The 22,521-nt window shown below is 71.1% G+C and carries 21 protein-coding genes; 11 read left to right on the top strand and 10 right to left on the bottom strand.

All coding sequences use genetic code 11. The features are described 5' to 3' along the window. Positions 1 to 44: 44 nt before the first annotated feature. The 3 genes from HC031_RS34230 to HC031_RS02620 form a co-directional block, all read right to left on the bottom strand. On the bottom strand, positions 45 to 1,619 hold the full coding sequence (locus HC031_RS34230; RefSeq protein ID WP_205862112.1) for an ATP-binding cassette domain-containing protein: 1,575 nt from the start codon (positions 1,617 to 1,619) through the stop codon (positions 45 to 47). Next, positions 1,616 to 2,203 carry a DUF2291 family protein gene (locus HC031_RS02625; protein ID WP_167923472.1) on the bottom strand — a complete coding sequence of 196 codons (588 nt, stop codon included), beginning with the start codon at positions 2,201 to 2,203 and terminating at the stop codon, positions 1,616 to 1,618. Before HC031_RS02625 ends, HC031_RS34230 begins: the two co-directional genes overlap by 4 nt. A 315-nt stretch (positions 2,204 to 2,518) precedes the next feature. Then, positions 2,519 to 3,316: a triose-phosphate isomerase gene (locus HC031_RS02620; RefSeq protein ID WP_338090446.1), complete on the bottom strand. Its 798-nt coding sequence runs from the start codon at positions 3,314 to 3,316 to the stop codon at positions 2,519 to 2,521. Between the two features lie 508 nt (positions 3,317 to 3,824). Here HC031_RS02620 and eltD point away from each other — a divergent pair. Next, entirely contained in the window at positions 3,825 to 4,889 is a 1,065-nt protein-coding gene (eltD, locus tag HC031_RS02615) for an erythritol/L-threitol dehyrogenase (RefSeq protein ID WP_205862201.1), read from the top strand. A 159-nt stretch (positions 4,890 to 5,048) separates the two neighbouring features. On the opposite strand, the gene HC031_RS02610 is transcribed toward eltD, so the two are convergent. Genes HC031_RS02610 through HC031_RS02590 form a run of 5 tightly spaced genes read right to left on the bottom strand, consistent with a single transcriptional unit; the run spans position 5,049 to position 9,787 of the window. Beyond that, on the bottom strand, positions 5,049 to 5,921 hold the full coding sequence (locus tag HC031_RS02610) for a polysaccharide deacetylase family protein (RefSeq protein ID WP_167923470.1): 873 nt from the start codon (positions 5,919 to 5,921) through the stop codon (positions 5,049 to 5,051). After that, entirely contained in the window at positions 5,918 to 6,865 is a 948-nt protein-coding gene (gene speB / locus HC031_RS02605) for an agmatinase (RefSeq protein WP_167923469.1), read from the bottom strand. Before speB ends, HC031_RS02610 begins: the two co-directional genes overlap by 4 nt. Continuing rightward, on the bottom strand, positions 6,862 to 7,623 hold the full coding sequence (locus tag HC031_RS02600; protein WP_167923468.1) for an SDR family NAD(P)-dependent oxidoreductase: 762 nt from the start codon (positions 7,621 to 7,623) through the stop codon (positions 6,862 to 6,864). The genes speB and HC031_RS02600 overlap by 4 nt, the downstream gene beginning before the upstream one ends. Next, on the bottom strand, positions 7,623 to 8,312 hold the full coding sequence (locus HC031_RS02595) for an SDR family NAD(P)-dependent oxidoreductase (RefSeq protein ID WP_167923467.1): 690 nt from the start codon (positions 8,310 to 8,312) through the stop codon (positions 7,623 to 7,625). The genes HC031_RS02600 and HC031_RS02595 overlap by 1 nt, the downstream gene beginning before the upstream one ends. Continuing rightward, on the bottom strand, positions 8,309 to 9,787 hold the full coding sequence (locus HC031_RS02590) for an amino acid permease (RefSeq protein WP_167923466.1): 1,479 nt from the start codon (positions 9,785 to 9,787) through the stop codon (positions 8,309 to 8,311). The genes HC031_RS02595 and HC031_RS02590 overlap by 4 nt, the downstream gene beginning before the upstream one ends. Before the next feature lie 155 nt (positions 9,788 to 9,942). Here HC031_RS02590 and HC031_RS02585 point away from each other — a divergent pair, with 155 nt between their 5' ends. The 3 genes from HC031_RS02585 to menC all read left to right on the top strand — a co-directional run bounded on the left by HC031_RS02585 (position 9,943) and on the right by menC (position 13,457). Beyond that, positions 9,943 to 11,445: a PucR family transcriptional regulator gene (locus HC031_RS02585; protein ID WP_167923465.1), complete on the top strand. Its 1,503-nt coding sequence runs from the start codon at positions 9,943 to 9,945 to the stop codon at positions 11,443 to 11,445. Between the two features lie 63 nt (positions 11,446 to 11,508). Beyond that, complete coding sequence (locus tag HC031_RS02580; protein ID WP_167923464.1) at positions 11,509 to 12,354, top strand: GNAT family N-acetyltransferase; 846 nt, start codon at positions 11,509 to 11,511, stop codon at positions 12,352 to 12,354. After that, on the top strand, positions 12,351 to 13,457 hold the full coding sequence (gene menC / locus HC031_RS02575) for an o-succinylbenzoate synthase (RefSeq protein ID WP_338090445.1): 1,107 nt from the start codon (positions 12,351 to 12,353) through the stop codon (positions 13,455 to 13,457). The genes HC031_RS02580 and menC overlap by 4 nt, the downstream gene beginning before the upstream one ends. On the opposite strand, the gene HC031_RS02570 is transcribed toward menC, so the two are convergent. Beyond that, complete coding sequence (locus HC031_RS02570) at positions 13,454 to 13,912, bottom strand: rhodanese-like domain-containing protein (protein ID WP_167923463.1); 459 nt, start codon at positions 13,910 to 13,912, stop codon at positions 13,454 to 13,456. The two genes, menC and HC031_RS02570, sit on opposite strands and share 4 nt — an antisense overlap. Before the next feature lie 70 nt (positions 13,913 to 13,982). Here HC031_RS02570 and ftrA point away from each other — a divergent pair, with 70 nt between their 5' ends. The 3 genes from ftrA (at position 13,983) to HC031_RS02555 (ending at position 17,047) form a co-directional block, all read left to right on the top strand. Continuing rightward, a complete protein-coding gene (gene ftrA / locus HC031_RS02565) occupies positions 13,983 to 14,951 on the top strand; it encodes a transcriptional regulator FtrA (protein ID WP_167923462.1) in 969 nt (322 codons plus the stop codon). Between the two features lie 123 nt (positions 14,952 to 15,074). Beyond that, a complete protein-coding gene (locus HC031_RS02560) occupies positions 15,075 to 15,533 on the top strand; it encodes a hypothetical protein (RefSeq protein ID WP_167923461.1) in 459 nt (152 codons plus the stop codon). A gap of 17 nt (positions 15,534 to 15,550) precedes the next feature. Next, complete coding sequence (locus HC031_RS02555; RefSeq protein WP_167923460.1) at positions 15,551 to 17,047, top strand: hypothetical protein; 1,497 nt, start codon at positions 15,551 to 15,553, stop codon at positions 17,045 to 17,047. 58 nt (positions 17,048 to 17,105) lie between these two features. Here the strand turns inward: HC031_RS02555 and HC031_RS02550 are convergent, their stop codons facing one another. Further along, complete coding sequence (locus tag HC031_RS02550; protein ID WP_167923459.1) at positions 17,106 to 18,311, bottom strand: MGDG synthase family glycosyltransferase; 1,206 nt, start codon at positions 18,309 to 18,311, stop codon at positions 17,106 to 17,108. A 357-nt stretch (positions 18,312 to 18,668) separates the two neighbouring features. On the opposite strand from HC031_RS02550, the gene HC031_RS02545 reads away from it, so the two are divergent. From HC031_RS02545 to HC031_RS02530, 4 genes are all read left to right on the top strand, one after another. Next, on the top strand, positions 18,669 to 19,376 hold the full coding sequence (locus tag HC031_RS02545) for a response regulator (RefSeq protein WP_167923458.1): 708 nt from the start codon (positions 18,669 to 18,671) through the stop codon (positions 19,374 to 19,376). Continuing rightward, entirely contained in the window at positions 19,373 to 20,860 is a 1,488-nt protein-coding gene (locus HC031_RS02540; protein ID WP_167923457.1) for a sensor histidine kinase, read from the top strand. Before HC031_RS02545 ends, HC031_RS02540 begins: the two co-directional genes overlap by 4 nt. Before the next feature lie 246 nt (positions 20,861 to 21,106). After that, on the top strand, positions 21,107 to 21,412 hold the full coding sequence (locus HC031_RS02535; protein ID WP_167923456.1) for a hypothetical protein: 306 nt from the start codon (positions 21,107 to 21,109) through the stop codon (positions 21,410 to 21,412). Between the two features lie 5 nt (positions 21,413 to 21,417). After that, complete coding sequence (locus HC031_RS02530; protein WP_167923455.1) at positions 21,418 to 22,506, top strand: lysylphosphatidylglycerol synthase transmembrane domain-containing protein; 1,089 nt, start codon at positions 21,418 to 21,420, stop codon at positions 22,504 to 22,506. Positions 22,507 to 22,521 lie beyond the last annotated feature (15 nt).

Below are 22,521 nucleotides of genomic sequence, written 5' to 3'. Positions count from 1 at the left end.
TCCGCTGCAACCCGAGGCAGGCCCCTGCCTGTCGCGACGGCCGCTCATGAGGAACTCCCGTTGTGGGCGGCCGCGTCGGTGTCCGACGCCGCCATGACTTCCGCCCGTGTGGTCCGGGCCGGGTCGAACTCGCGGACGACCCGACCCTTGCTCATCACGATCAAGCGATGCGACGCCGACAGCGCCTCGCTGATCTCCGACGTGACGTAGAGGACGGCCAGGCCGCGCTCGGCCTGTTTGAACAGCAGGCTGAAGATCTCGCCCTTGGCACCCACGTCGATACCGCGCGAGGGCTCGTCGAGCAGCAGCACCTTCGGCTGCGTCATCAGCGCCCGCCCGATCACGACCTTCTGCTGGTTTCCGCCGCTCAGGGACGTGATCGGCGCCCGGCTGCCGGCCGTCTTGACGCGCACATCCTTCACCTGTGCGTCCACCTCGACGGCTTCGCGCTTGCGGGCGACGAACGGGCCCTTGACGAGGTTCGCGATGCTCGACAGCGACAGGTTCTGCCCCACGGACATGAGCTGGACGAGCCCGTCACGCTGACGGTCCTCGGGGACGAGCACCATGCCCTTCGCGATGCGGTCGGGAATCGACAGGTGCGTGACGTCCTCCCCGTCGAGCACGATGCGCCCCGCCGCGATGGGCTCACGCCCGGCGAGCGCCTCCATCAGCTCGGTACGGCCGGCGCCCATCAGGCCGTACAGGCAGACGATCTCGCCCGCCCGTACGTCGATCGACACGTCGTTGACCGAGAGCCGGCCGCTGCCGTCGGGGGACACCACCTTCACGCCCTGGATCGACAGCCGTACGTCGCCGTACTCGCGCGGCCGGTCGGAGAAGTCGTAATCGGCGGCGCGGCCGACCATCTGCTGGACGACCCAGGGCAGGTCGATCTCCTCCGCCGGGGCCGTGGCGACGAGCTGGCCGTCGCGGAAGACGACCGCCTCGTCGGCGACCTCGATCGCCTCCTCGAGGTGGTGCGAGATGTAGACGATCGCGACGCCGCGCTTGGTGAGGTCCGCGATCACCTTGAAGAGGACGGTGACCTCCGAAGCGCTGAGCGCCGACGTCGGCTCGTCCATGATCAGGATGCGCGCGTCGGCGACGAGCGCGCGTGCGATCTCGACGATCTGCTGCTGCCCGAGCCGCAGGTCTCCGACCAGCGTCTCCGGCGAGATCGGCTCCTCCAGCCAGTCCAGTACCTGCTGGGCCAGCTCGGACTCGCGGCCGTAGTCGACCGCGCCACCCTTGTTGGTCAGCTCGTGCCCGAGGAAGATGTTGTCCCGCACGCTCAGGTTCGCGCAGAGGTTCAGCTCCTGGTGGATGATCGCGATCCCGGCCGCCCGCGCGTCGTTGGGAGACGACAGGCTGATCCGGTTGCCCTCGAGTTCGAGGTGGCCGGAGGTCGGCTGCTCGACTCCAGAGATGATCTTCATGAGCGTCGACTTGCCGGCGCCGTTCTCACCGAACAGCACGGTCACCTTGCCGCGGCGCACCTCGAAGTTGACGCCCTTGAGCGCCTGCGTGGCGCCGTAGGTCTTGACGATGTCGATCGCGCGGAGAACGACCTCGCCGCTGCGTCCGGAACCGGTCACGGTGTTGTCGGAGCCGGTCACTGCGCGGCCTCGATCTTCACCGGGTCGATCAGGTAGGAGTTGGGCGGCCCACCGGACCCGAAGGCGCCGACGACCGTGATCTGCTTGCCCTTGAGGGACGCCGGCGTGATCTTCGCGAGGACTTCCTGCTGGGCCATCGCCTTCAGCGCGTTCGCGACGTCCTGGTAGTCCGTCTGGTCGGTGAAGTCGCCGTAGTGGATCGTGCCGGTGGCGTCACGGATCGGCGAACCGCTCAACGCCATCCCCAGCGGGATCCGCACGGTGTCGTTCGCGGGCATGCCAGGTACGGCCAGCGTCATGAAGTTGTCGTCGACCGCCGACACGGTACCGGTCGCCTTGACCGGGAACGCGTAGCTGCCCGCACCGAGGTCCTCGCCGTACTTCTTGCCCGCGTCCGCCAGGTTGGCCTCGACAGCCGGCGCAAGCGTCGCGACGTCGGTCGCCTTGCTGTCGATCTTCTGAACGAGGTCCGGCCACTTCTGCTTGGCGTAGGTCGTCGCGTTGAACGCCGCAGGCTGGCTCTTCGCGACGGCGGCCGTGCTCTGAAACTTCGTACCGGCGAACATCGCGATGACCAGAACCACCCATACGACCGCGATGATCGCTCGTTTTCGCTGTGTTGATGCCGGAAGGTTGCGCACAGTCTGCTCTTCTCGCTGCGAGGCCCGACAGGGCTCGGAGATGGTGACGGGCCGTGGCAGAGTCTGAAACTTGAACTGCGAATCGCGCAAGATGAACTGCGAATTTCACAAGTTACGGTTCGGTTACGGTGATCTTACCGGCTTGATCCACCCAGCTACGTCCAGGTTCGTGCGTATATACGCACGTGGTTGGCGTGGGACCGGGGCCCACGCCAACCACATTCGCGACTGTGAACTCCGCACGGGAGTCCACAGTCGTTAGCCGCGCTCGGCCTCCCGATGGCGTGCGGCCAGGTCGACGAGCGCTAGCAGGCCGTCGACGTCCCACGCCGCACGCCCCACGAACAGGCCGTCCACGTGCCGCAGACGCAGCAGATCGGGCGCGTTGGCCCGGTCGACCCCACCGCCGTAGAGCAGGGCACGGCAGCCGGCGCCCTGGGTGAGAGCGGACAACCGGTCCGCGATCGCGCCCATGACCGGGGCAACGAGCTCCGGTGTCGCCGGCGTACCGCCCACGCCGATGGCCCAGACCGGCTCGTAGGCGACGATCACGTCCGGGATCCGGGCCGCCGGGATGCCGGCGACGGCGGCCTCGACCTGGCCCAGCACGTACTCCTCGGCGTCGCCGGCGGCACGGACGGCGCGCGGCTCGCCGACGCACACGAGCGGTACGAGGCCGTGCCGGAGCGCCGCGGCGACCTTGAGACCTACCGTCTCGTCGGTCTCGCCGAAGTGTTCCCGCCGTTCCGAGTGGCCGATCTCGACCAGTTCGGCGCCGGCGTCACGCGCCATGGGCATCGAGATCTCGCCGGTCCACGCCCCGCTGTCGGCCCAGTGCGCGTTCTGCGCTCCCACCAGGACGCCGCTGTCGGGGCCGAGCTCGTCGCTCGCCGCGGCGAGCGACGTGAACGGCGGCAACACGAAGACCTGGACGCCGGCCGGAAGATCCGCCTGGGCCAGTTTCCGGCAGTAGGCCCGCGCCTCCGCGATCGTCTTGTTCATCTTCCAGCCGGTTCCGACCCATACGCCGCCGCTGGCGGCGCTCCCGCCCGTCACGACGACGTCCGCGGTCGAACCGGCCTGACGTCGTCCGTGTCGCGGCCGGGCCGCGCGGCGTCGCCCACGCTGCTCGACGGTCGCGGTGAGTCCGGTAGTCGCACCCGGAGCCCCCCAATCAAAGATCGAAAAATCACGTTAGTATCCGCTCGGATCACATAAGTCAGTGATGGATTGACGCTCACGAGGCGCACCATCGTGCTCCGAGCGCACCGCCGAACGCGGTGACGCGGAGCGTACCTGCCCCTCCGGCCGGCGGTGGAAAGGGCCACCAACAGGGAGAAATACGGCGCTCTTCCGTCCCGACCCACTGGACACGCCGGACAGGCAGGCCTACCTTGTCGCACATAACACTTCATCTGATATCTGTTGGACCGTGACTCGGCGCCTGCGCCACCACACGGATCGCGCCGAGCCAGTCGGCGCGCCCGACCGAACGCAGGTCCGGGTCCCGTACGGCCCGCACACCCTAGGAGCAGACCCGGTGGAGACCACAATTCCCGACACGATGCAGGCGGTTGTCTGTCACGGCCCGATGGACTACCGACTCGAGGAGGTGCCGGTTCCCAAGCCTGGCCCGGGCGAAGCACTCGTCAAGGTCGAAGCCGTTGGAATCTGTGCCAGCGACCTCAAGGCCTACCACGGCGCGGCCAAGTTCTGGGGCGACGAGAACCGCCCCGCCTGGGCCGAGACCGAGGTGATCCCCGGTCACGAGTTCACCGGCACGATCGTGTCGCTTGACGACGAGGCCGCGAAGCGCTGGAACGTCGCCGTCGGCGACCGGGTCGTCTCCGAGCAGATCGTCCCCTGCTGGGAGTGCCGTTACTGCCAGCGCGGCGACTACCACATGTGCGCCCCGCACGACCTCTACGGCTTCAAGCGGCGCACCCCCGGCGCCATGGCGTCGTACATGATCTTCCCGGCTGAGGCCCTGGTCTACAAGATCTCCAAGGACCTGCCGCCCGCGCACGCGGCCTTCACCGAGCCGCTCTCCTGCGCGCTGCACGCCGTCGAGCGGGCCAACATCCGCTTCGACGACGTGGTGGTCGTCGCCGGCTGCGGCCCGATCGGCCTCGGCATGATCGCGGGTGCGGTGGCGAAGTTCCCCGCCAACGTGATCGCCCTCGACATGGCCGACAGCAAGCTCGAGCTGGCGAAGCTCTGCGGCGCGGACCTCACCATCAACATCGGCAGGGAAGACCCGGTCCAGATCATCAAGGACCTGACCGACGGCTACGGCGCCGACGTGTACCTGGAGGGCACCGGCCACCCGTCCGCGGTGCCGCAGGGCCTGAACCTGCTGCGCAAGCTCGGCACGTACGTCGAGTACAGCGTCTTCAAAGACAACGTGACGGTCGACTGGAGCATCATCAGCGACGACAAGGAGCTCGACGTCCTCGGCGCGCACCTGGGCCCGCACTGCTGGCCCGCCGCGATCCGCATGCTCGAGTCCGGCAAGCTGCCGATGGACAAGATCTGCACCCACCAGCTGCCGCTGTCGAAGTTCCAGGAGGGCCTGGACCTGGTCGCGGACGGCACCAAGTCGGTCAAGGTTTCCCTCATCCCCGAGTGAGCATCGTCTCCGGGTGACGATCCCGGCCGGTCAACCCCACCGGTTGACCGGCCGGTACCCGTGACGCCGGCCGGGCGACACCCGGCCGGCGTCCCGACGCGACCGGCGTACCGTCCACACCGGACGGTACGCCGGATCCGCTCGTACGGCCGGCGAGCCCTACAGCTCCGGCTGTGGCACCGACCGCGGCACGAGCCCCAGCCCGCGAACGTACGCCGCGATCTCGGCCAGCGGCGCGACCCAGACGTCGTCGCACGAGACCACGTGTGCGATTAGCTCCTCCAGGACGGCGGCGCGGGACGGGCGACCGGACAGGAAAGGGTGGTTGGTGAGCACGAAGCACCCGCCGACCGAGCGCAGGCCCTCGAACTCCAGACGCCAGATCTCCGCCGCTTTACGGGGACTCTCGATCAGGCCGCTGCCCGAGAAATCAGGGATGTAGCAGTACTGCTCCCAGTCATCCAACGCCCATTGGATCGGTATCTCGACCAGGTTCCGCTCCACGGCCCCCGGCCGGACGGCGAGCTCGTACGGCACGTCGGCGTCCATCAGGCTGCTGTCATAGAGGAAGCCCCGCTGAGCGAGCAGCGCCGGTGACTGGTAGTTCAGCTCCCACATCGGGGCGCGGTAGCCGACCGGGGTGACGCCGGCGGCCTTCTCGATCGCTTCGAGCCCGCGGTCCAGGATCTCCGCCTCTGCCACCTCACTCAGCCCGGCCATCGCCTCGTGCAGGTAGCCATGGTGAGCGATCTCGTGCCCCGCGTCGACGATCGCGCGTACCACCTGCGGATAGCGCACCGCGGTGTATCCGGGTACGAAGAACGTCGACCGGACGTCGTGGCGTTCCAGAATCGACAGGATACGGGGAACTCCCACCAGTGGGCCGTACGCCTGATGGCTCATGACCGACATCCGCGAGGCCGCCTCGGGAGACGCACCCAGCACCCCCGACTCCGCGTCCACGTCGAAGGTGAAGGCGGCCGCCGCGCGCTTGCCGTCCGGCCAGGGAACCGGCGACGCAGCGGTGATCATGCGCGGTTGCGCGCCGCGAGCGACACCAGCTCGTAGGCCACGTTGGCCGCGGCCACACCGGTGATCTCCGCGTGGTCGTAGGCGGGCGCCACCTCGACGATGTCGGCTCCGACGAGATTGAGCCCGTCGAACCCGCGCAGCACCGCGAGCAGCTCCCGGCTGGTCATCCCGCCCGCTTCCGGGGTACCGGTGGCCGGCGCGTGAGATGGATCCAGCACGTCGATGTCGATGGAGACGTACAGCGGCGCGTCCCCGATGGCCCGCGCGAGTCGATCTATCACGTCGTCGACGGTACGCCGCTGGAACTCCATGCAGTGCACGATCGTGAATCCCAGCTCGGCGTCGTCGGCCAGGTCGTTCGGCGAGTACAGCGAGCCGCGGATGCCGACGTGCGCGCTGTGCCCGGACAGGAACAGCCCCTCCTCCGCGGCCCTGCGGAACGGCGTCCCGTGCGTCAGCGGGGTGTCGAAGTAGGTGTCCCAGGTGTCCAGGTGGGCATCGAAGTGCACGAGCGCCACCGGACCGTGCACCCGGTTGACCGCTTTCAGCAACGGGTACGCGATGGTGTGGTCGCCGCCGAGCGTCACGAGCAGCCCGCCGTCGCGGATCAGCTCATAGGCGCCGTCCTCGATCTGCGTCATGGCCGTCGGAATGTCGAACGGGTTGAACGGCAGGTCGCCGGCGTCGACCACCTGCTGGCGTGCGAAGGGCGACACGTCCAGCGCCGGGTTGTACGGCCGCAGCAGCCGCGACGCCTGGCGGATGTGCGCCGGACCGAACCGTGCGCCGGGACGGTAGGTCACCCCGGTGTCGAACGGCACACCGACGATCGCGACGTCATATCCGGGCACGTCTTCCAGGCGCGGCAGCCGCGCGAACGTCGAATGACCCGCGTACCTGGGAACGACCATCCCGTCGACCTGGCCACGAATCTCATTCTTCATACCCTGCACCGGGTGGTTCCTCCGTTGATCTGCAATACCTGTCCGACGAGCGCCCCCATGTCCGGGTGGGTGAGCAGGCTGACGCCGGCGGCGATCTCCTGCGGCTGCCCGATCCGCCCCAGCGGAATGTCCTTCGCGTACTCCGCGTGCATCTGCTCCAGGGAGAGTCCCGCGTCGGCGGCGTCCACCTCCAGCTGGGGCGTGTCCGTCACCCCCGGCGCGATCGCGTTGACGTAGATACCTTCGCGCGCCAGTTCCCGGCCGAGCGTCTTGGTCAGCGCGATCAGGCCGGCCTTGGAGGCGCTGTACGCGGTGGCCCGGGGCCAGCCGGTGACGCCCCACTCCGACGCGATGATGACGATGTGCCCGCCGCCGAGCCGGCGCATGCCGGGCAGGACGGCCTGGATCAGGTGGAAGGTACCGGACAGGTTGGTGTCGACCACCTTCCACCAGTCGGCCTCGTCGTGCTCGGTCAACGCCCCCATCGTCATGTACGCCGCGTTGCACACCAGCACACCGATCGGCCCATGGTCGCGCTCGACCTGCGCGACGGCGGCGAACACCTGGCCGCGGTCGGACACGTCCGCCGGTACGGGAAAGCCGCCGACGCGGCTGGCCACGTCGAGCAGTTGCGGGGTCTGTACGCGGTCGTTGACGCCCACGTGGACGCCGTCGGCGGCCAGGCGCGCGGCGATGGCCGCCCCCATGCCCTGGGCGGCGCCGGTCACGAGTCCGACGCGGGTGAATTCCTGCGCCATCAGATCACCACTCCCCCGTTGGGTGAGATGACTTCCCCGATACAGAAGTTGCCCTCGTCGAGCAGGAACCGCACGACGGCGGCGATCTCGTCGGGACGGGTCAGTCGCCGGTTGGGCACGGTCGCCAGGAACTCCCGGTCACGCCACGGCGAGTCGGGAGACAGCAGCGGGGTGTCGGTCGGGCCGGGAGCGACGGCGTTGACGCGTACCCCCCGCGGGGCAACCTCGGTGGCCAGGCTGCGGACCAGCCCGATGATGGCGCCCTTGGCCGCCGCGTAGTGGGCGTCCCCGTCCCCTCCCCCGATCGCCAGTTCGGAGGTGACAGCCACCACCGAGCCCCGCCCCCGGTCCAGCATGTCCGGCAGTACCACCGACAGGCAGTTGCGCAGGCCACCCAGGTGTACCCGGAGCATCCGATGCCAGGACTCGGGGCTGATCTCCGACACCGGCAGCATCTCGTAGTGACCGGCCGCCGTGACGAGTGCGTCGATCGGGCCGAGCCCCTCGCGGACGGCACGGACGGCAGCCGCGACGGCGGCGGGGTCGGAGACGTCGGCGGTGAGGGCCAGCGCGACGCCGGCGGCGGGCTGGAGGTCGAGCCCGGCGACGGTCCAGCCGTTGTCCCGCAGCGAAGAGGCGACGGCGCCGCCGATCCCGGAGGCGGCGCCGGTCACGAGGACGACGCTCATGCGGCGTCACCTTCCACGGCCGTCGCGGCCTGGAGGCGGTCGCCCACCGGCGCGTCGATCCTCGTACGGACGACGGCGTAGATGACCGCGCCGACGACGCCGAGCACCGCGGTGGTGAGCAGCATGCTCCAGGTGATGTACCAGGGTTGGCCGGGCGCCGACCGCGGCCAGACGATGTTGACCGTCTCGAAGATGATCCAGGCGGCCGCGAGGTACGTGACGGGCGCGCCCCACCGGCCGAGCGTGAAGGCCCCGGGCACCCAGGTGCCGCGCAGCCGCGCCAGCGCGGCCCCCATCACCGGTACGCCGAAGGCGATGTAGAAGCCGATCGTGGTGAAGTTGACCAGGACCGCGTAGAAGTCCGAACCGGCGACCAGGACCAGCAGACCGGCGACGACGCCGGTCAGGCCGATCGCGTAGACGGGAAGCCGCTCCGGGCCGGCGAGCTTCTTCAGCAGACCGGAGGCGGGCAGTCCGCGGTCGCGAGCCGCACCCCAGATACACCGGGACACCGCCGCCTGCACGGCGAGGAAGCTCGACAGGAACCCGACCACGAACATAATCAACAGCGGGCGGCCGATGCCGGCACCGAAGTGGTGCACGAGCGTGGCGGAGACCGGGTCCCCGGACTGCTCGGAGAGCACCTTGTCCAGGTTCGGAATCGCGAGGATGAGCGCGGCGCTGGAGTACATGACGATCAGCGCCACGAGCAGCAGGCCCAGCATGATTGCCTTGGGAACGTTGCGCTCGGGGTTCTCCACCTCTTCGGCGATCGATCCGGCCGCCTCGAAGCCCAGGAAGGACCAGCCGACGTACGCGATCGCCAGCAGCATCGGGCCGGTCGCCCACGCCCCGCCGAGGTGAAGATCGACGCCGGAGAAGAGGACGTGGACCGGGTTCTGCCGGTAGAACAGCAACAACACCGTGCCCAGTCCCACCGAGCCGACGATCTCGCAGACGATGCTGGCGGTGACCATCAACTTCAGGACCTTCCGGCCCACCATGTTCGTGGCCGAGCCCAGGGCGACGATCACGAGCGCGAGGACGGCGGTCAGCGTCCGACTCGGGTTCTGCACCCCCGCGATCTCGATGAGGAATCCCGCCGCCGCGTAGGCCAGCGTCGACAGCGCGATGGTCAGGCCCCACATGTATGCCCAGGCGGCGACCCAACCCCACGACGTGCCCTTCACGTGGCGGGCCCACTGGTAGACGCTGCCCGCGTACGGCCAGCGGGAGGCGAGTTCGCCGAAGACCGCGGCGACCATCAACTGGCCGACCAGGACGATCGGGAACGCCCAGAAGAACCGCGGCCCCGCGGCGAACAGGCCCAGGGTGAAGATGGCGTAGACCGCCACGATCGGAGACACGTCCGCGAACGCGAGGGACAGGGCGGCCCGGAAACTGAAGCCTCGGTTGAGGCGCTGCGTATCGGTCGAATCCCGTAACGGCGCAGAATCCGCATCCGCTCGTGTCATGTCCATTACCGCTCCTTCACGCTGCCATAGAACTGACAGCATCGCCCCAGGTCATGGGCGGCGGAATACTTGATTTTTATAAATTGGCACGGGCACACTAGACAACCGTACGAGGAAGATCATTGCTTAGGCATCCACCTGAAGGACGGGTCCGCATGGCCGTCACCGTCGCCGACCTCGTGGAGATGCCCCACCTTCGACTTCAGGTGGCGGCGGGCAGCGCCGGGCTGGCGGCGCCGGTGAAATGGGCGCACGCCTCCGACCTCGACACTCCGTGGCAGTGGTTGGTCGGCGGCGAGCTTCTGATGAAGAACGGGCGCACCATGCCGTCCCGCGGTGACGATCAGCAGACCTTCCTCGTCAGCCTGGCAGACGCCGAGGTGACCGCATTGGTCATCGGCCTGGATCCGCACACGCCGGACCTGACCCCCGCGCTGCTGGAAGCGGCCGACCAGGCGGGGTTGCCGCTCATCCTGGCCCCCTACTCGGTAGCTTTCGCGGCGATCGCGCGCGCGGTGGCCGACGGCAACACCAGCCACGAAGCGCAGCGCCTCGCCCTGATGGAGCGGGTCTACAACACGGTCCGTAACGCGGTGGCGAGCCACGACCACACGTCCGCGCTGAGCCGACTGGCCCGCGACATGTCCTGCCGGCTGGCGCTGGTCGACGCGGAGACGGGCCGGGACGCGATCGACGGCACGCCGACGATACCGCCGGGCTTCCTCGACTGTCTGATGGCCGAGATCGAACGCCACGACGGTTCCCTTCCCGGCGTCATCCACGTCTCCGGCGACGGACACCGTGGTCTCGCCGTCCAGGTACCCGACGACGAGCCGACCGTACTGGTCGCCTACGACTTCCGGCTGGCCCCGCCGGACATCGGGTTGCTCCAGCACGTCGCGACCGCGACCGCGGTGGTGTTGACGCATCGGGCGATGCGCCGTGAGCACGAACGGCGCATCGGGGCGGAACTGCTCTCGCACCTGCTCGACGGCCGGCTCGCGCCGGACGACGCCGAGTACGAGCTTCGCACCCGGGGACTGAAGCCGTCGGACGTGGCGCTCCTGGCGGTCCGGGACGCGAGCGCGACCGGGATCCAGCAGTTGCACGTCAGCCTGGGGCGCCGCGACATCAGCCACCTGCTGCTGCGCCGGGGCGCCATCTTCTACGCCCTGCTGGAGCCCTCCGAGCAGACCCTGGCCATCGTGCGCAAACGGCTCGGCCCTAGCGCCCTGATCGGAATCAGCGACGTGCTCGCCACCCCGGAGCGGGCGCCGGCCGCCGCACGCGAGGCCGTGTGGGCGGCCGGTACGGCGGGCGCAACGATGGGGCGGATCTCCCGGTACGGCGACGCGACGTTGCTGTCGGTGATGAGGGACGCGAACGAGGCCCAAGCCGTGGTAGATCGGGTGCTGGGCCGGCTCCTGCGGCACGACGCCGAGCACGGCGGAGCGCTCGTCCACACGCTCGACACGTTTCTGTCCTGCCAACGGTCGTGGAAGCTCACGTCCCAGCAACTCCACATCCACCGGCAGAGCGTGGTCTACCGGATCGCGCGGATCGAGGAGATCACCGGCCGGGACCTGCGCCAGACCGCCGACATCGCGGAACTGTGGCTGGCGCTGCGGGCCCGCGACCTCATCACACCCGCGACGTGAGGCACTGGTGTATTTGTTTCACTCGACAAGGCGGCGACGCCTCGGACCCGGGAGCCCGTGACGGTGACCAGCGAACTGACCAGCGCCCGTGACGCAGCCGAACGGGATGCCCGGGAGGGTATGCGGCGGGCCGGTGTAACGGTCCGCCCGCTGCACAGCGCGGGCGACTGCGTCGCGGCGGCCACGCTGCTGGCCGCCATCTGGGGGACGGCGGTGGAATCGTCACCGTTGCAGAGCGACCTGCTGACCAGCCTGGGTCACGCCGGAGGCTGTGTGCTCGGCGCGGTGGACACCGACGGCACGATCGTGGGTGTCGCCGTCGGCGTCGGTGGCGCACCGCAGTCCGACCGCCTGTACTCCCTCATCGCCGGCGTGCACGCCGACCACGCCGGCCGGGGCGTGGGGTTGGCGCTCAAGCAGACCCAACGGCTGTGGGCCCTCGAACGCGGCGCCACGACGATGGCGTGGACCTACGATCCGCTGGTGCGGCGCAACGCCCACTTCAACCTCAACCGCCTCGGCGCGAGCGCGGTGGAGTACGTGCCCGACTTTTACCCGCCGATGCACGACGCGGTCAACCGCTCCGACCTGACCGACCGGCTGACCGTGGTGTGGGATCTCGTCGCACCCACCCCGGGCGACGGCGGCAACCTCCGGCACGAACGCCGCCTCCTCGAACCCGCCGACGACGGCGGGCCCCGCGCGGAGGACGGCGAGGACGGCGACGCGCTGGCGGTGTGGATTCCGCCCGACATCGAGGGCATGCGCCGCGGCGATCCGGTCCTGGCGATGCGCTGGCGACTGGCCGTCCGCGACGCGCTCGGCGGTGCCTTCCAGGCCGGATTCCGGGCGCGGCGCATCACCACCGACGGCTACTACATCCTGACCCGAGGAGACGATCGCCCGTGACCGGCGTACAGGTCGAACTGCGCACCGTACGGATGCCCCTGGTGCGCGTGTTCCGCACCTCCCGCTCGGTGGAGTCCGTCCGCGAACTGCTGCTCGTCCGGTGGATCGAGCACGACAGCGAGGGCTGGGGGGAATGCGCCGCGGATCCACGGCCGGTGTTCTTTCCCGAGTACCTGACCGCCGCCCGCGACCTGATCGAACAGGTGCTCGTTCCGCTGGTCGTCGCCGACGGGCCGGTCAGCGCCGGCCGGGCCCGCCAGCTCATGCAGGAGGTGCCCGGAAACCAGCTCGCCAAGGCGGCGCTGGAGACGGCGATCCTCGACGCCGAACTGCGCCGCGCCGGCATGTCGCTGACCGGTTACCTCGGCGGAAGCGGGCGGCGGGTGCCGGTCGGTGTATCGGTCGGCATCGCCGCCGACCTCGACGAGCTGTTGCGCTGGGTGGAGGGCTACCTCGACGACGGGTACCGGCGGGTCAAGCTCAAAATCCAGCCCGGTTGGGACGTCGAGCCGGTCGCCGCGGTACGCCGCGCCTTCGGCGACGACCTGCCGCTGCAGGTGGACGCCAACCAGGCGTACCGTACGTCCGATCTCACGGTGCTGCGCAGGCTGGACGAGTTCGGCCTGTTGCTGCTGGAGCAGCCCTTCCCGAAGGAACAGTTGATCGCGCACGCGCGGCTGCGGGAGGCGATCGCGACACCCGTCTGCCTGGACGAGTCGGTGACGAGCCTGGACTCGGCCGCCACCGCGCTCGCCCTGGGCGCCGCCGACGTGGTCAACATCAAGCCGGCGCGGGTGGGCGGCTACCTCGAGGCCCGCTCGATCCACGACCTCTGCCTGGCCCAGGGCGTGCCGGTGTTCTGCGGCGGCGTGCTGGAGACGGGGGTGGGCAGAGCCGCGAACCTCGCGCTCGCGACGCTGCCGAACTTCACCCTGCCCGGGGACATCTCCGCGACCAGCCGCTACTACGCCCAGGACATCACGCAGTCCTTCGAGCTCGTGGACGGCTGCCTGGAAGCACCTGACGGCCCCGGGTCGGGCGCAATCGTGGACACCGACGTACTGGAGCGCGTCACCATCGACGTCCGCACCCTCCACGCCTAGCAGTCGCAGGTGACCGCGGCGCCCGGCGCCGTCAACTCGTCCACCGGCCGCTGGCGCAGCCCGGTCGCGGTCTGCACGGGGAAGCCCTCGCGCACCCAGTACTCGTACCCTCCGATCATCTCCTTCACCGGGTAGCCGAGCCGGGCGAACTCGCACGCCGCCCGGGTGGCGCCGTTGCATCCCGGCCCCCAGCAGTACGTCACGACCGCGGTACCGACCGGGATCAGGTCGGCGGCCCGCGCCGCGATCTCCGCGGTGGGCAGGTGGACGGCGCCCGGCAGGTGACCCTGCTGCCAGGCCCGGGCGCCGCGGGTGTCGACCACGACCAGCCCGGGTACGCCGGCAACGAGGTCGGCCCGCACGTCGCTGACGTCGGTCTCGAACGACAGCCGGGCGGCGAAGTGGGCGAGCGCCTGTGCGGACGGGGCGGGCGCGGTGGCGAGTATGTAGGACATGCCCCGATGGTGCCGGACCCCGCCGACGCGCACTACCGGCGTGAATGACACCGTTCGCTAAGATCCCGCCATGACACCACGCCCCGGCCGCACCGTGTCCGTCCTCGCGTACGAGGGCATGTCGGCGTTCGAGATCGGCATCGTCACCGAGGTGTTCGGCCTGCCGCGCCCGGAGCTGGAGGTCGACTGGTACGAGCTGACCGTGTGCACCGACCGGCCCGGGCCGGTGCGGATGCTCGGCGGGGCGAGCCTGTCGTCGCCGTACGGGCTGGACGTGTTCGCCGACGCCGCGACGGTGATCGTGCCGGGCGTGCCCGACGTGCGCGCCGAGCCGACACCCGAGCTGGCCGCGGCGCTGCGGCGGGCGCACGGGCGCGGCGCCCGCATCATGTCGATCTGCTCCGGCGCGTTCGCGCTGGCCGCCGCGGGCCTGCTCGGCGGGCGACGGGCCACCACCCATTGGCGTTACGCGGAACTGCTGCGGCGCCGGTACCCGGCTGTCGAGGTCGATCCGGACGTGCTCTACATCGACGACGGGGCGGTGCTCACCAGCGCCGGCAGCGCCGCCGGCCTGGACCTGTGCCTGCACGTCGTCCGGCGGGATTTCGGCGCCGCGATCGCCAACGCGGTCGCCCGCCGACTGGTGATCCAGCCCCACCGCGACGGCGGGCAGGCGCAGTTCATCGAGGCGCCGATGACCGTCGACCCGGGCGACGACCGGGTGGCCGACAGCATGGCATGGGCGCTGGCACACCTCGCCGAGCCGATCACCGTCGACGGGCTCGCGCGGCGCGCGCACATGTCGGCCCGCTCGTACCTGCGGCACTTCGCCCGCGCCACCGGCACCACCCCGATCCGATGGCTGATCGACCAGCGGGTGCAGGCCAGCCTGACCCTGCTGGAGACGACCGATGCCCCGATCGATCAGATCGCGGGGGCCGTCGGTTTCGAGACTCCGGTGACCTACCGGCACCACTTCGGCCGGGCGATGTGGACCTCGCCGACGGCGTACCGGCGCGCCTTCCGGGCCAGGGCCTGAGATCTCGACGATCGCCGGTGTGCCCCGTCGGGTCTGCGACACATCGGTTGTCCGGCCGCGACGACGCTCCGACACTGTTGCGACCAGGGCCCGGTACCGGGGCGGTGACGAACGATGCGTCTGATGCTCGAAAGTCAGGAAGACGTACTCCAGGCGGCGGCGCTCGCGTCCTGGCTGGACCGCCCGTCCGTCAGCGACGTTGTCGTCGCCCTCCCCTGGCTCGACACCGCTGAGCGAGCCAGTTCGGCCAGGGCGATCCGCCGGCTGTTCAACGACTGCGGCTGTGGCGTCGGGTCGGTGGCGTTCGTGGCGACCGTGACCGCGGTTGTCCTGCCCCGGGTCCTGAGCCGGGCATGGTCCTGGCCGTCGCTCGGTACGGCCGTCGGCGCCGGTATCGCCGCCGCGGTCGCCGGCAAGCTGGCCGGTCTGGCGTGGAGTCGCTGGCGGCTGCGGACCCGGCTGCGGCGCCTCGCCGAGACGCGGCCGGCGGAGTCAGCGGTACCGGCGGCGCCGGCGGAATCAGCGGTACCGGCGGCGCCGGTCAAACCATGGGGAGGCCTCGGCGAAGCCACGGGACCGTAGAGGGAGGAGGGGCTCCCATGGCACTTGAGTGCACACAGATCCAGGAATGGGTCGAGGAGAAGGTCTCCAAACCGGTCGAGGAGTGGGAGAAGCGCCAGGAGAAGAAGTGCAAGGACTACCCCTGGTACGACCCGCGCGGCTGGGTCTGCTGGTTGGTCACGATCCTGGTGAAGGTCGTGCGCTGGGTGGTGGTGATTGTCGGCAAGTGGGTGCTCCGCACGGTGTGCACGCTGGTCAGCGTCCTCATCGACCTCGTCCGGGACGTGCTGGGCGGACTGTGGGACATCATCGCCGGCATCTTCACCCTCGACTGGCGCCGCGTGCTGGACGGGCTGCTGCGGATCGTCATCGGCGTCGTCCTGGGCGCCATCCGGGTCGGGCGCATCGTCGCACTCGGCGACACGATCGACTACATCGTCTCCGAGATCAACAGGGCCCGGCTACGGCGGTACGTCCGCGGTCTGCTCGAGGCCAAGTACAGCGGTGACACGCTGGACCAGATCGCCGACGCCATCCGGCTCGACCACGGAGCGTTCGGACTGCGGCTCTCCCCTACGGCGTACCGCACGGTGCTGGACTCGGAGACGCCATCCCGGGACGAGCCCGGCGTGCCCAACCTCGTGGTGCTTCACGAGCGAGGCGAGATCGATCTGCGGGAACTGTGCGGCTTCGCCTTCACCGAGGGCTTCTGGAACCGCAAGCGCTACAAGACGCTGAAGAAGGGTGTCGTGGTCGGCGGCGGTGGCGGCGGCGAGTTCGACAACCCGATCTCCTCCGACGAGCTGAACACGTACCTCAGCTCCCGCGGCTCGCGGGGCCCGGCGTTCTATGTCCTGTGCATGCGCGACGGCGCCCTCGACACGAGGATCTCCACGGCTCAAGCGAAGGGCCGGGAACTGGCGCTGCTGATGAGCTTCGACCGGGCGACCGTCCCGGTGACCGAGGCTCGGCACATCGTCCAGCACGGCTACGACCGGCCGGACGCCGAGGCCGCGCTGACCGGGTTCCTCGTCGACGTCATCCACCGCACGAGCACGGCGGTCGATGACGCCGCGGCAACCGCGGAGCTGTGCCACCCGGTCGCGGTCGGCATCTTCCGCTACACCGACACGCTGCGCGGCCTGACCTGCACCCTCCGGCCGAGCAGGTGCGGCCTGGGCGGCCACAACGCTTCCGGGCTCACGTTCGTCGACAACACCCCGGACGAGGTCTGGAAGTACGTGCCGATCCACGAACTCGGCCACTACTTCGGGCTGTGCCATGTCGACGGGCTCGACCGCATCATGTTCTCGCCGCGGCAGAACACCTGGTGGAGCGGCTGGCTGCTGCCCCGGCTCCTGCTCAACGCGTACCTGAAGGGAGAGCCCTCGTTCGTCTTCGACGAGGCGAAGGCCGTGTGGGACTACATCGTCGCGAACCTGGACGCCCGGTGCCTCGGGGCACGAACGGCGGCACCGCCATCGGCAGCACCACGAACCGCGGCGCCGCGATCGGCCGACCCGGTCAGCGGCTGAGGTCGCGCTGCGCGGAAGCCCGAACCGGTGACCGCAGCCGGCGAACCGGTCAGCGCGGTCAGGCCGCGGAGCGCGTGGGGCTCTCGCCCCACGCGCTCGCCAGCGGCGCCGCGGCGGCGAAGGCCAGGATCGTGCGCGACGCGCGCAGCCGGGTGAAGTCCGGCGTCGTCGGCCCGGTGACGGCGCGGCTGAGCGCGGCCGGGAGGTCGTCGCGGTGACGTACCCAGTCGGCCCAGCCCGCCTCCTCCAGCGCCGCGGCGTTCGTCTCGCCGTGTCCGGGCAGGCAGCGGTAGGTCACCACCGGCACCCCGGAGGTCAGCGACTCCAGTGAGGTCAGGCCGCCGGCGTTCTGCACGACCAGGTCACAGGCCCGCATCAACGTGGGCATGTCGTCGACCCAGCCGAGCGCGATGATGCGCGGATCCCGGCTCAGCCGGGCCCGCAGCCGCTCGTTGCGCCCGCACACCACGACCGGCACGGCCCGCCCGGTGTCGGCGATGTCGCGGGCGGAACGGTCGACCGAGCCGACGCCCCAGGAACCGGCGACGACCAGCGCCAGCGGTGCGTCCTGCGGCAGGCCGAAGGCCATCCGGGCGGTGACGCGCTCCGCCGCGTCCCGGCGCGGCCGGAACGCCGGCCCCACCGCGGCGCCACCGACCACGACCCGCCGGGCGCCGAGCGATCGGGCCTGGCGGGCGGGCACGCGATGGAGCGCCAGGTGGGCGTCGACACCGGGCGCGACCCACAGCGGGTGCACCGACATGTCGGTCAGGAACGTGACGGCGGGCGCGGCGAGCCGCCGCTCCTGTCGCAGCCGGCCGATGAGCTGGCTGGCGAGCGGGTACGTCGAGAGCACGACCGTCGGATCCGGCCCGATCGCCTCCATCATGCGGGCGCGGGCGATCCGGTCGAGGACCGTGGAGACGCCGGCGGAGGCCGACCGGCCACCGGCCGCCCCCATCAGCCATCCCCACGTGCGCGGCGCGACCGTGAGCTGCGCGTGGTAGCCGCCGCGCAGGAGCCGGCCCCAGGCGCCGGGCAGGATGTCGACGAAGTCGTGCCGGTCGACGACCAGGCCGGCCGCGCGCAGTTGCCGGGCGAGTTCGGCCGCCGCGCCGTCGTGCCCGGCACCGATGCTGGCCGACACGATGACCACCCGCCCGGTTGTCCGCGGCGCCGCGCCCTCGTCCGACGTCGCCGCCGACGCGCCGTCGAGGTCGGAGCCGCCCTCGGGGGCGTGGGGTGGCGCGGTGGCGACAGCCATGGAGTTCCTTTCGATCGGGCGAGCGGACCGGCGGCACGCGGGCGATCACTGTCGCGCGCGCCTGTGACAACCACCTGGCGTGGGCGTGAACAGCAGGTACACACTTCCTACAAGATGTAGGAAGACGGGCCAGATCATATGGCGTGAAGCGCGCTGAGCGGCCCCAGGACCACCGTCCGGCCGGGTTCTTACCGATCTCCTACGCGATTTTTAGGCAGTTCTTAGCGACCGGGCCGTAACCAAGGTGCTGGCGGCCGGGGAGCCGGCAGCAGCCCGTACGCTGCTCATCGTTGCCATCGACCCCACTGCGTGTAGGGGTGGGCGACCATCGGCCGAGCCGGAGAACAGGAGGGCCGGGTGCGGGTACTGGTGGTTGACGACGAGGCCGCCGTGCGCGACTCGCTGTCGCGGACGCTGCGGTTCGAGGGGTACGAGGTGGCCGTCGCGGCGGACGGGATCGCCGCGATCGACCTGATCCGCAGCCAGGAGCCCGACGCCGTGATCATGGACGTGATGATGCCGCGCCTGGACGGCCTGGAGGCGTGCCGGCGGCTGCGATCCGAGGGGCTGCGGTTGCCGGTGCTCATGCTCACCGCCCGCGACACCGTCGGGGACCGGGTGGCGGGCCTCGACGCCGGCGCCGACGACTACCTCACCAAGCCGTTCGCCCTCCAGGAGTTGCTGGCCCGGCTGCGCGCCCTGCTGCGGAGGTCGCTGCTGGCCAGCCCCAACGAGCCGGCCGCGGCCGACGGCTCCCCCACCGTCCTGCGCTTCGCCGACCTGACCCTCGACCCGGCGACCCGCGAGGTACGCCGGGGAGCGCGCGAGGTGCGGCTGACCCGCACCGAGTTCGCGATCCTGGAGGTCTTCCTCCGCCACCCCCGCCAGGTGCTGAGCCGCCCGGTGCTGTTCGAGCACGTCTGGGGGTACGACTTCGGCGAGACCTCCAACAGCCTGCACGTCTACCTGGGCTACCTGCGCCGCAAGCTGGAAGCCGACGGCGAACCGCGGCTGCTGCACACCGTGCGCGGAGTCGGGTACGTACTCCGGGAACAGCCGCTATGAACCCGGTGGCCAACCGGTGGGCGCGGCTGTCGCTGCGCGCGCGGCTGTCCGGGATCGCCGCCATGGCCGTGGCCATCGCCGTCCTGGCCGTTGGCGCGCTCGCCTGGCTGGCCGTACGGGCCGAACTCGACCGGCAGCTCGACGCGGAGATCACCGCGGACGCCAACGTGATCGCCGCGGCCCCGGGCCAGTGGCCGCCGGCGGCCACGCCCACGATCCCGACCCAGCGCGGCTCCGAAGGCCAGGACAGTGACGACTTCCGCGCCCGCCGGGTGATCGGGCCGCGCTGGCAGATCATCGACCGTGCCGGGGCACCGGCGAAGGCGGTCCTGCCGGTCCTGCCGGTGACCCCGGCGGCCCGGGCCGTAGCCGCCGGTCGCCGGGGCGCCGCGCGCGAAGAGGTGACCGTCGGGCCGCTGACCTACCGCATGGTCACCCTGCCGGCTCAGGGCGGAGGCGCCGTACAGGTGGCCGTCGCCCGCGACCCCACCGACCGTACGCTCGGCGCGCTGGGGCTGCTGCTGGCCATCGGCTGCGTGGCCGGCGTCGCCGGGGCCGCACTGCTCGGACGTACGGTCGCGCGGGCCGGGCTGGCCCCGGTCGAACGCCTGACCGACGCGGTCGAGCACGTGGCCGCCACCCAGAACCTGCAGGCCGCGATCCCGGTCAGCGGCAAGGACGAGATCGCCCGGCTGGCCCGGTCGGTCAACGCGATGCTGGCCGCACTGGAGTCGTCCCGGGCGGCGCAACGCGCACTCGTCGAGGATGCCGGCCATGAGCTGCGCACGCCGCTGACCAGCTTGCGCACCAACATCGAACTGCTCATCCGGGCCGAGGACGCCGGCGCCGGCCGGCTGCTTCCCGCCGAGGACCGGGCACGGCTCCTGCAGGACCTGGAGGTGCAGGTCGTCGAGCTGACTCAGCTCACCAACGAGCTGGTCGAACTGGCCCGCCAGGACGCCAGTCCGGAGCCGGCCGAGGAGGTCGACCTGGCTCACGTCGTGGAAGCCGCCGTGCAGCGGGCCCGGCTGCGCGCCCCGGCGGTGACCTTCGAGACCGCGCTGCGGCGCGCGGTGGTCTCCGGCCGGCCGCAAGCGCTCGAACGCATGGTGCTCAACCTCCTCGACAACGCGGCGAAGTGGAGCCCCCCACAGGCAACCGTCGAGGTGGCGGTGTCGACCGAGGCCGGCAGCGTTCTCCTCACCGTCGCCGACGCCGGGCCGGGGATCGACGACGACGACCTGCCGCGGATCTTCGAACGCTTCTACCGGGCGACCGCCGCCCGATCGATGCCCGGCTCCGGCCTCGGCCTGGCGATCGTGGCGCAGACCGTCGCCCAGCACGACGGCACGGTCACCGCGGGCCGGGCGGCGGCGGGCGGCGCGCTGTTCTCGGTACGGCTGCCGGCGGACCGCGCCGTGCACCCGGTGCCCGGGCCGCCGCTCCCGTCGGATCAGCCGATCCGACTCTCAGCGGATTCATAGCCTCGACCTAGGTCGCTCTTACCGGCGTCACTCACGATGATCGGCGGAAGCGTGTCGATCCTGGAGCCCACCGTGACGAACCCCCCTGGCCACCCTGGCCACCCTGACCCGCCGGACCGGCCAGCGCCGGAAGGTGCCACCGAGCCGGCGACCGTTCCGCTGGCCGCCGCTCCACCACCGCCGCCCCCGCCCCCGGCGCGGCGGCCTGCGTGGTACCGGCGGCTCCCCGGTCGCCTCGGACTCTGGGTGACCGTGTTGGCCTTGGTGGCGGCGTGCGTCATCGGCTGCGGCGGGTTCGTCGCCGGGGTCCTGGTCTCGCACGGCTTCGGCGACGGGCGCGGAGCGAACCGCCACAGCCAGTGGGGCCCCGGACAGCGCGGCGGGTACGGCGGCCGATTCCGGGACGGGCAGAACCTCCGAGACGGGCAGAACGGCCCCGGCTGGCAGCGCGTTCCCCGGCACCGGGGTACCGCGCCCGCTCCCATTCCCTCGGCGACCATGCCCCCGGCGCAGCCGTCCGCTCCGTCTCCGGCGGCCAGCCCCACCGCCTGACCGGTATGAGTGTCGCTCCACCGGCCGGCCGGTCACCCCGGCCGGCCGCCACGCGCGCCCACCGGCGGTGGATCCGCGCCCTCGCCGTCGCCGCCATCGTCGTCGCGGCCGGGTACGCCCTGTGGCGTGGCCTGCCGCCCCCGGCTGAGCTGGTCGGCGCGCTGCGGTCGGCGCGCGGCGGCTGGCTCGCGCTCGCCACGCTGGCCGAGGCCGTCTCGATCGGCATGTTCGCCCGTCAACAGCGGCGGCTGCTGACGGCGTTCGGCGTACCGGTGTCGCTGCGACGGTCCCTGGCGCTGGCCTATGCCCGCTCCGCCATCGCGGTCATCGCGCCGGCCGGTGGTGCCCTGTCCGCCGGTTACGCCTTCCGGCAGTTCCGTACCCGTGGCGCGAGCGCACAGGTCGCGATGGCGGCCACGACCGTGTGCGGCGTGCTGTCCCTGACCGGCCTGGTCCTGTTGTACGCGGTCGGCGCGGTGCCGCTCGCCGCCGTCGGCCCGGCCCGTTACCCGGTCAGCGGTTCGTGGCCCGCCGCCACGGCGGCCGTGCTGGCAGCGGCCGTGGTCATCGGCATCGTCGCGGTGGTGGCGCGCCGCCGTCGCTGGCCGTACCCGGCCGCTGTTCGGCGCCTCGCCACGGCGGTCGCCGGCCTCGGTCCGGTACGCGGGACACTCGCCGCGGTCACGGCGCTCCCGCGCCGGGACTGGCTGGCGGCGCTCGCGTTCGCCGCCGCCAGCTGGCTGTCGGATCTGGCCTGCCTGCTCGCGTCGGCGCACGCGTTCACGCTGCCGCTCAGCCCCGCCGCGCTCGCGGTCGGGTATCTCACGGTGCAGTTGGTCCGGCAGGTCCCGGCCACGCCGGGCGGCGTGGGGGTGGTCGAGGCGAGCCTGCTCATCGTGCTGGTGTCGACGGGTGCGCCACGAGGGCCGGCGGCCGCTGCCGTCCTGGTGTACCGGCTGCTGTCGTGCTGGGCGGTACTGCCGGTCGGGCTGGCCGCCTGGGCGGCGCTCAGACCCGGTCGACCGGCGCCGGACCCCGGGGACCGCGAACTCGAGCTGGCGGGCCAGCACAGCCTGCGCGGGGAGAAAAGCTGACCGGGCCGCACCCTG

It is taken from the genome of Planosporangium thailandense (assembly GCF_011947195.1).
Taxonomy (GTDB): Bacteria; Actinomycetota; Actinomycetes; order Mycobacteriales; family Micromonosporaceae; genus Planosporangium; species Planosporangium thailandense.
The sequence above is the reverse complement of the archived record's forward strand: the minus strand, read 5'-3'. Positions and strand labels throughout refer to the sequence as shown.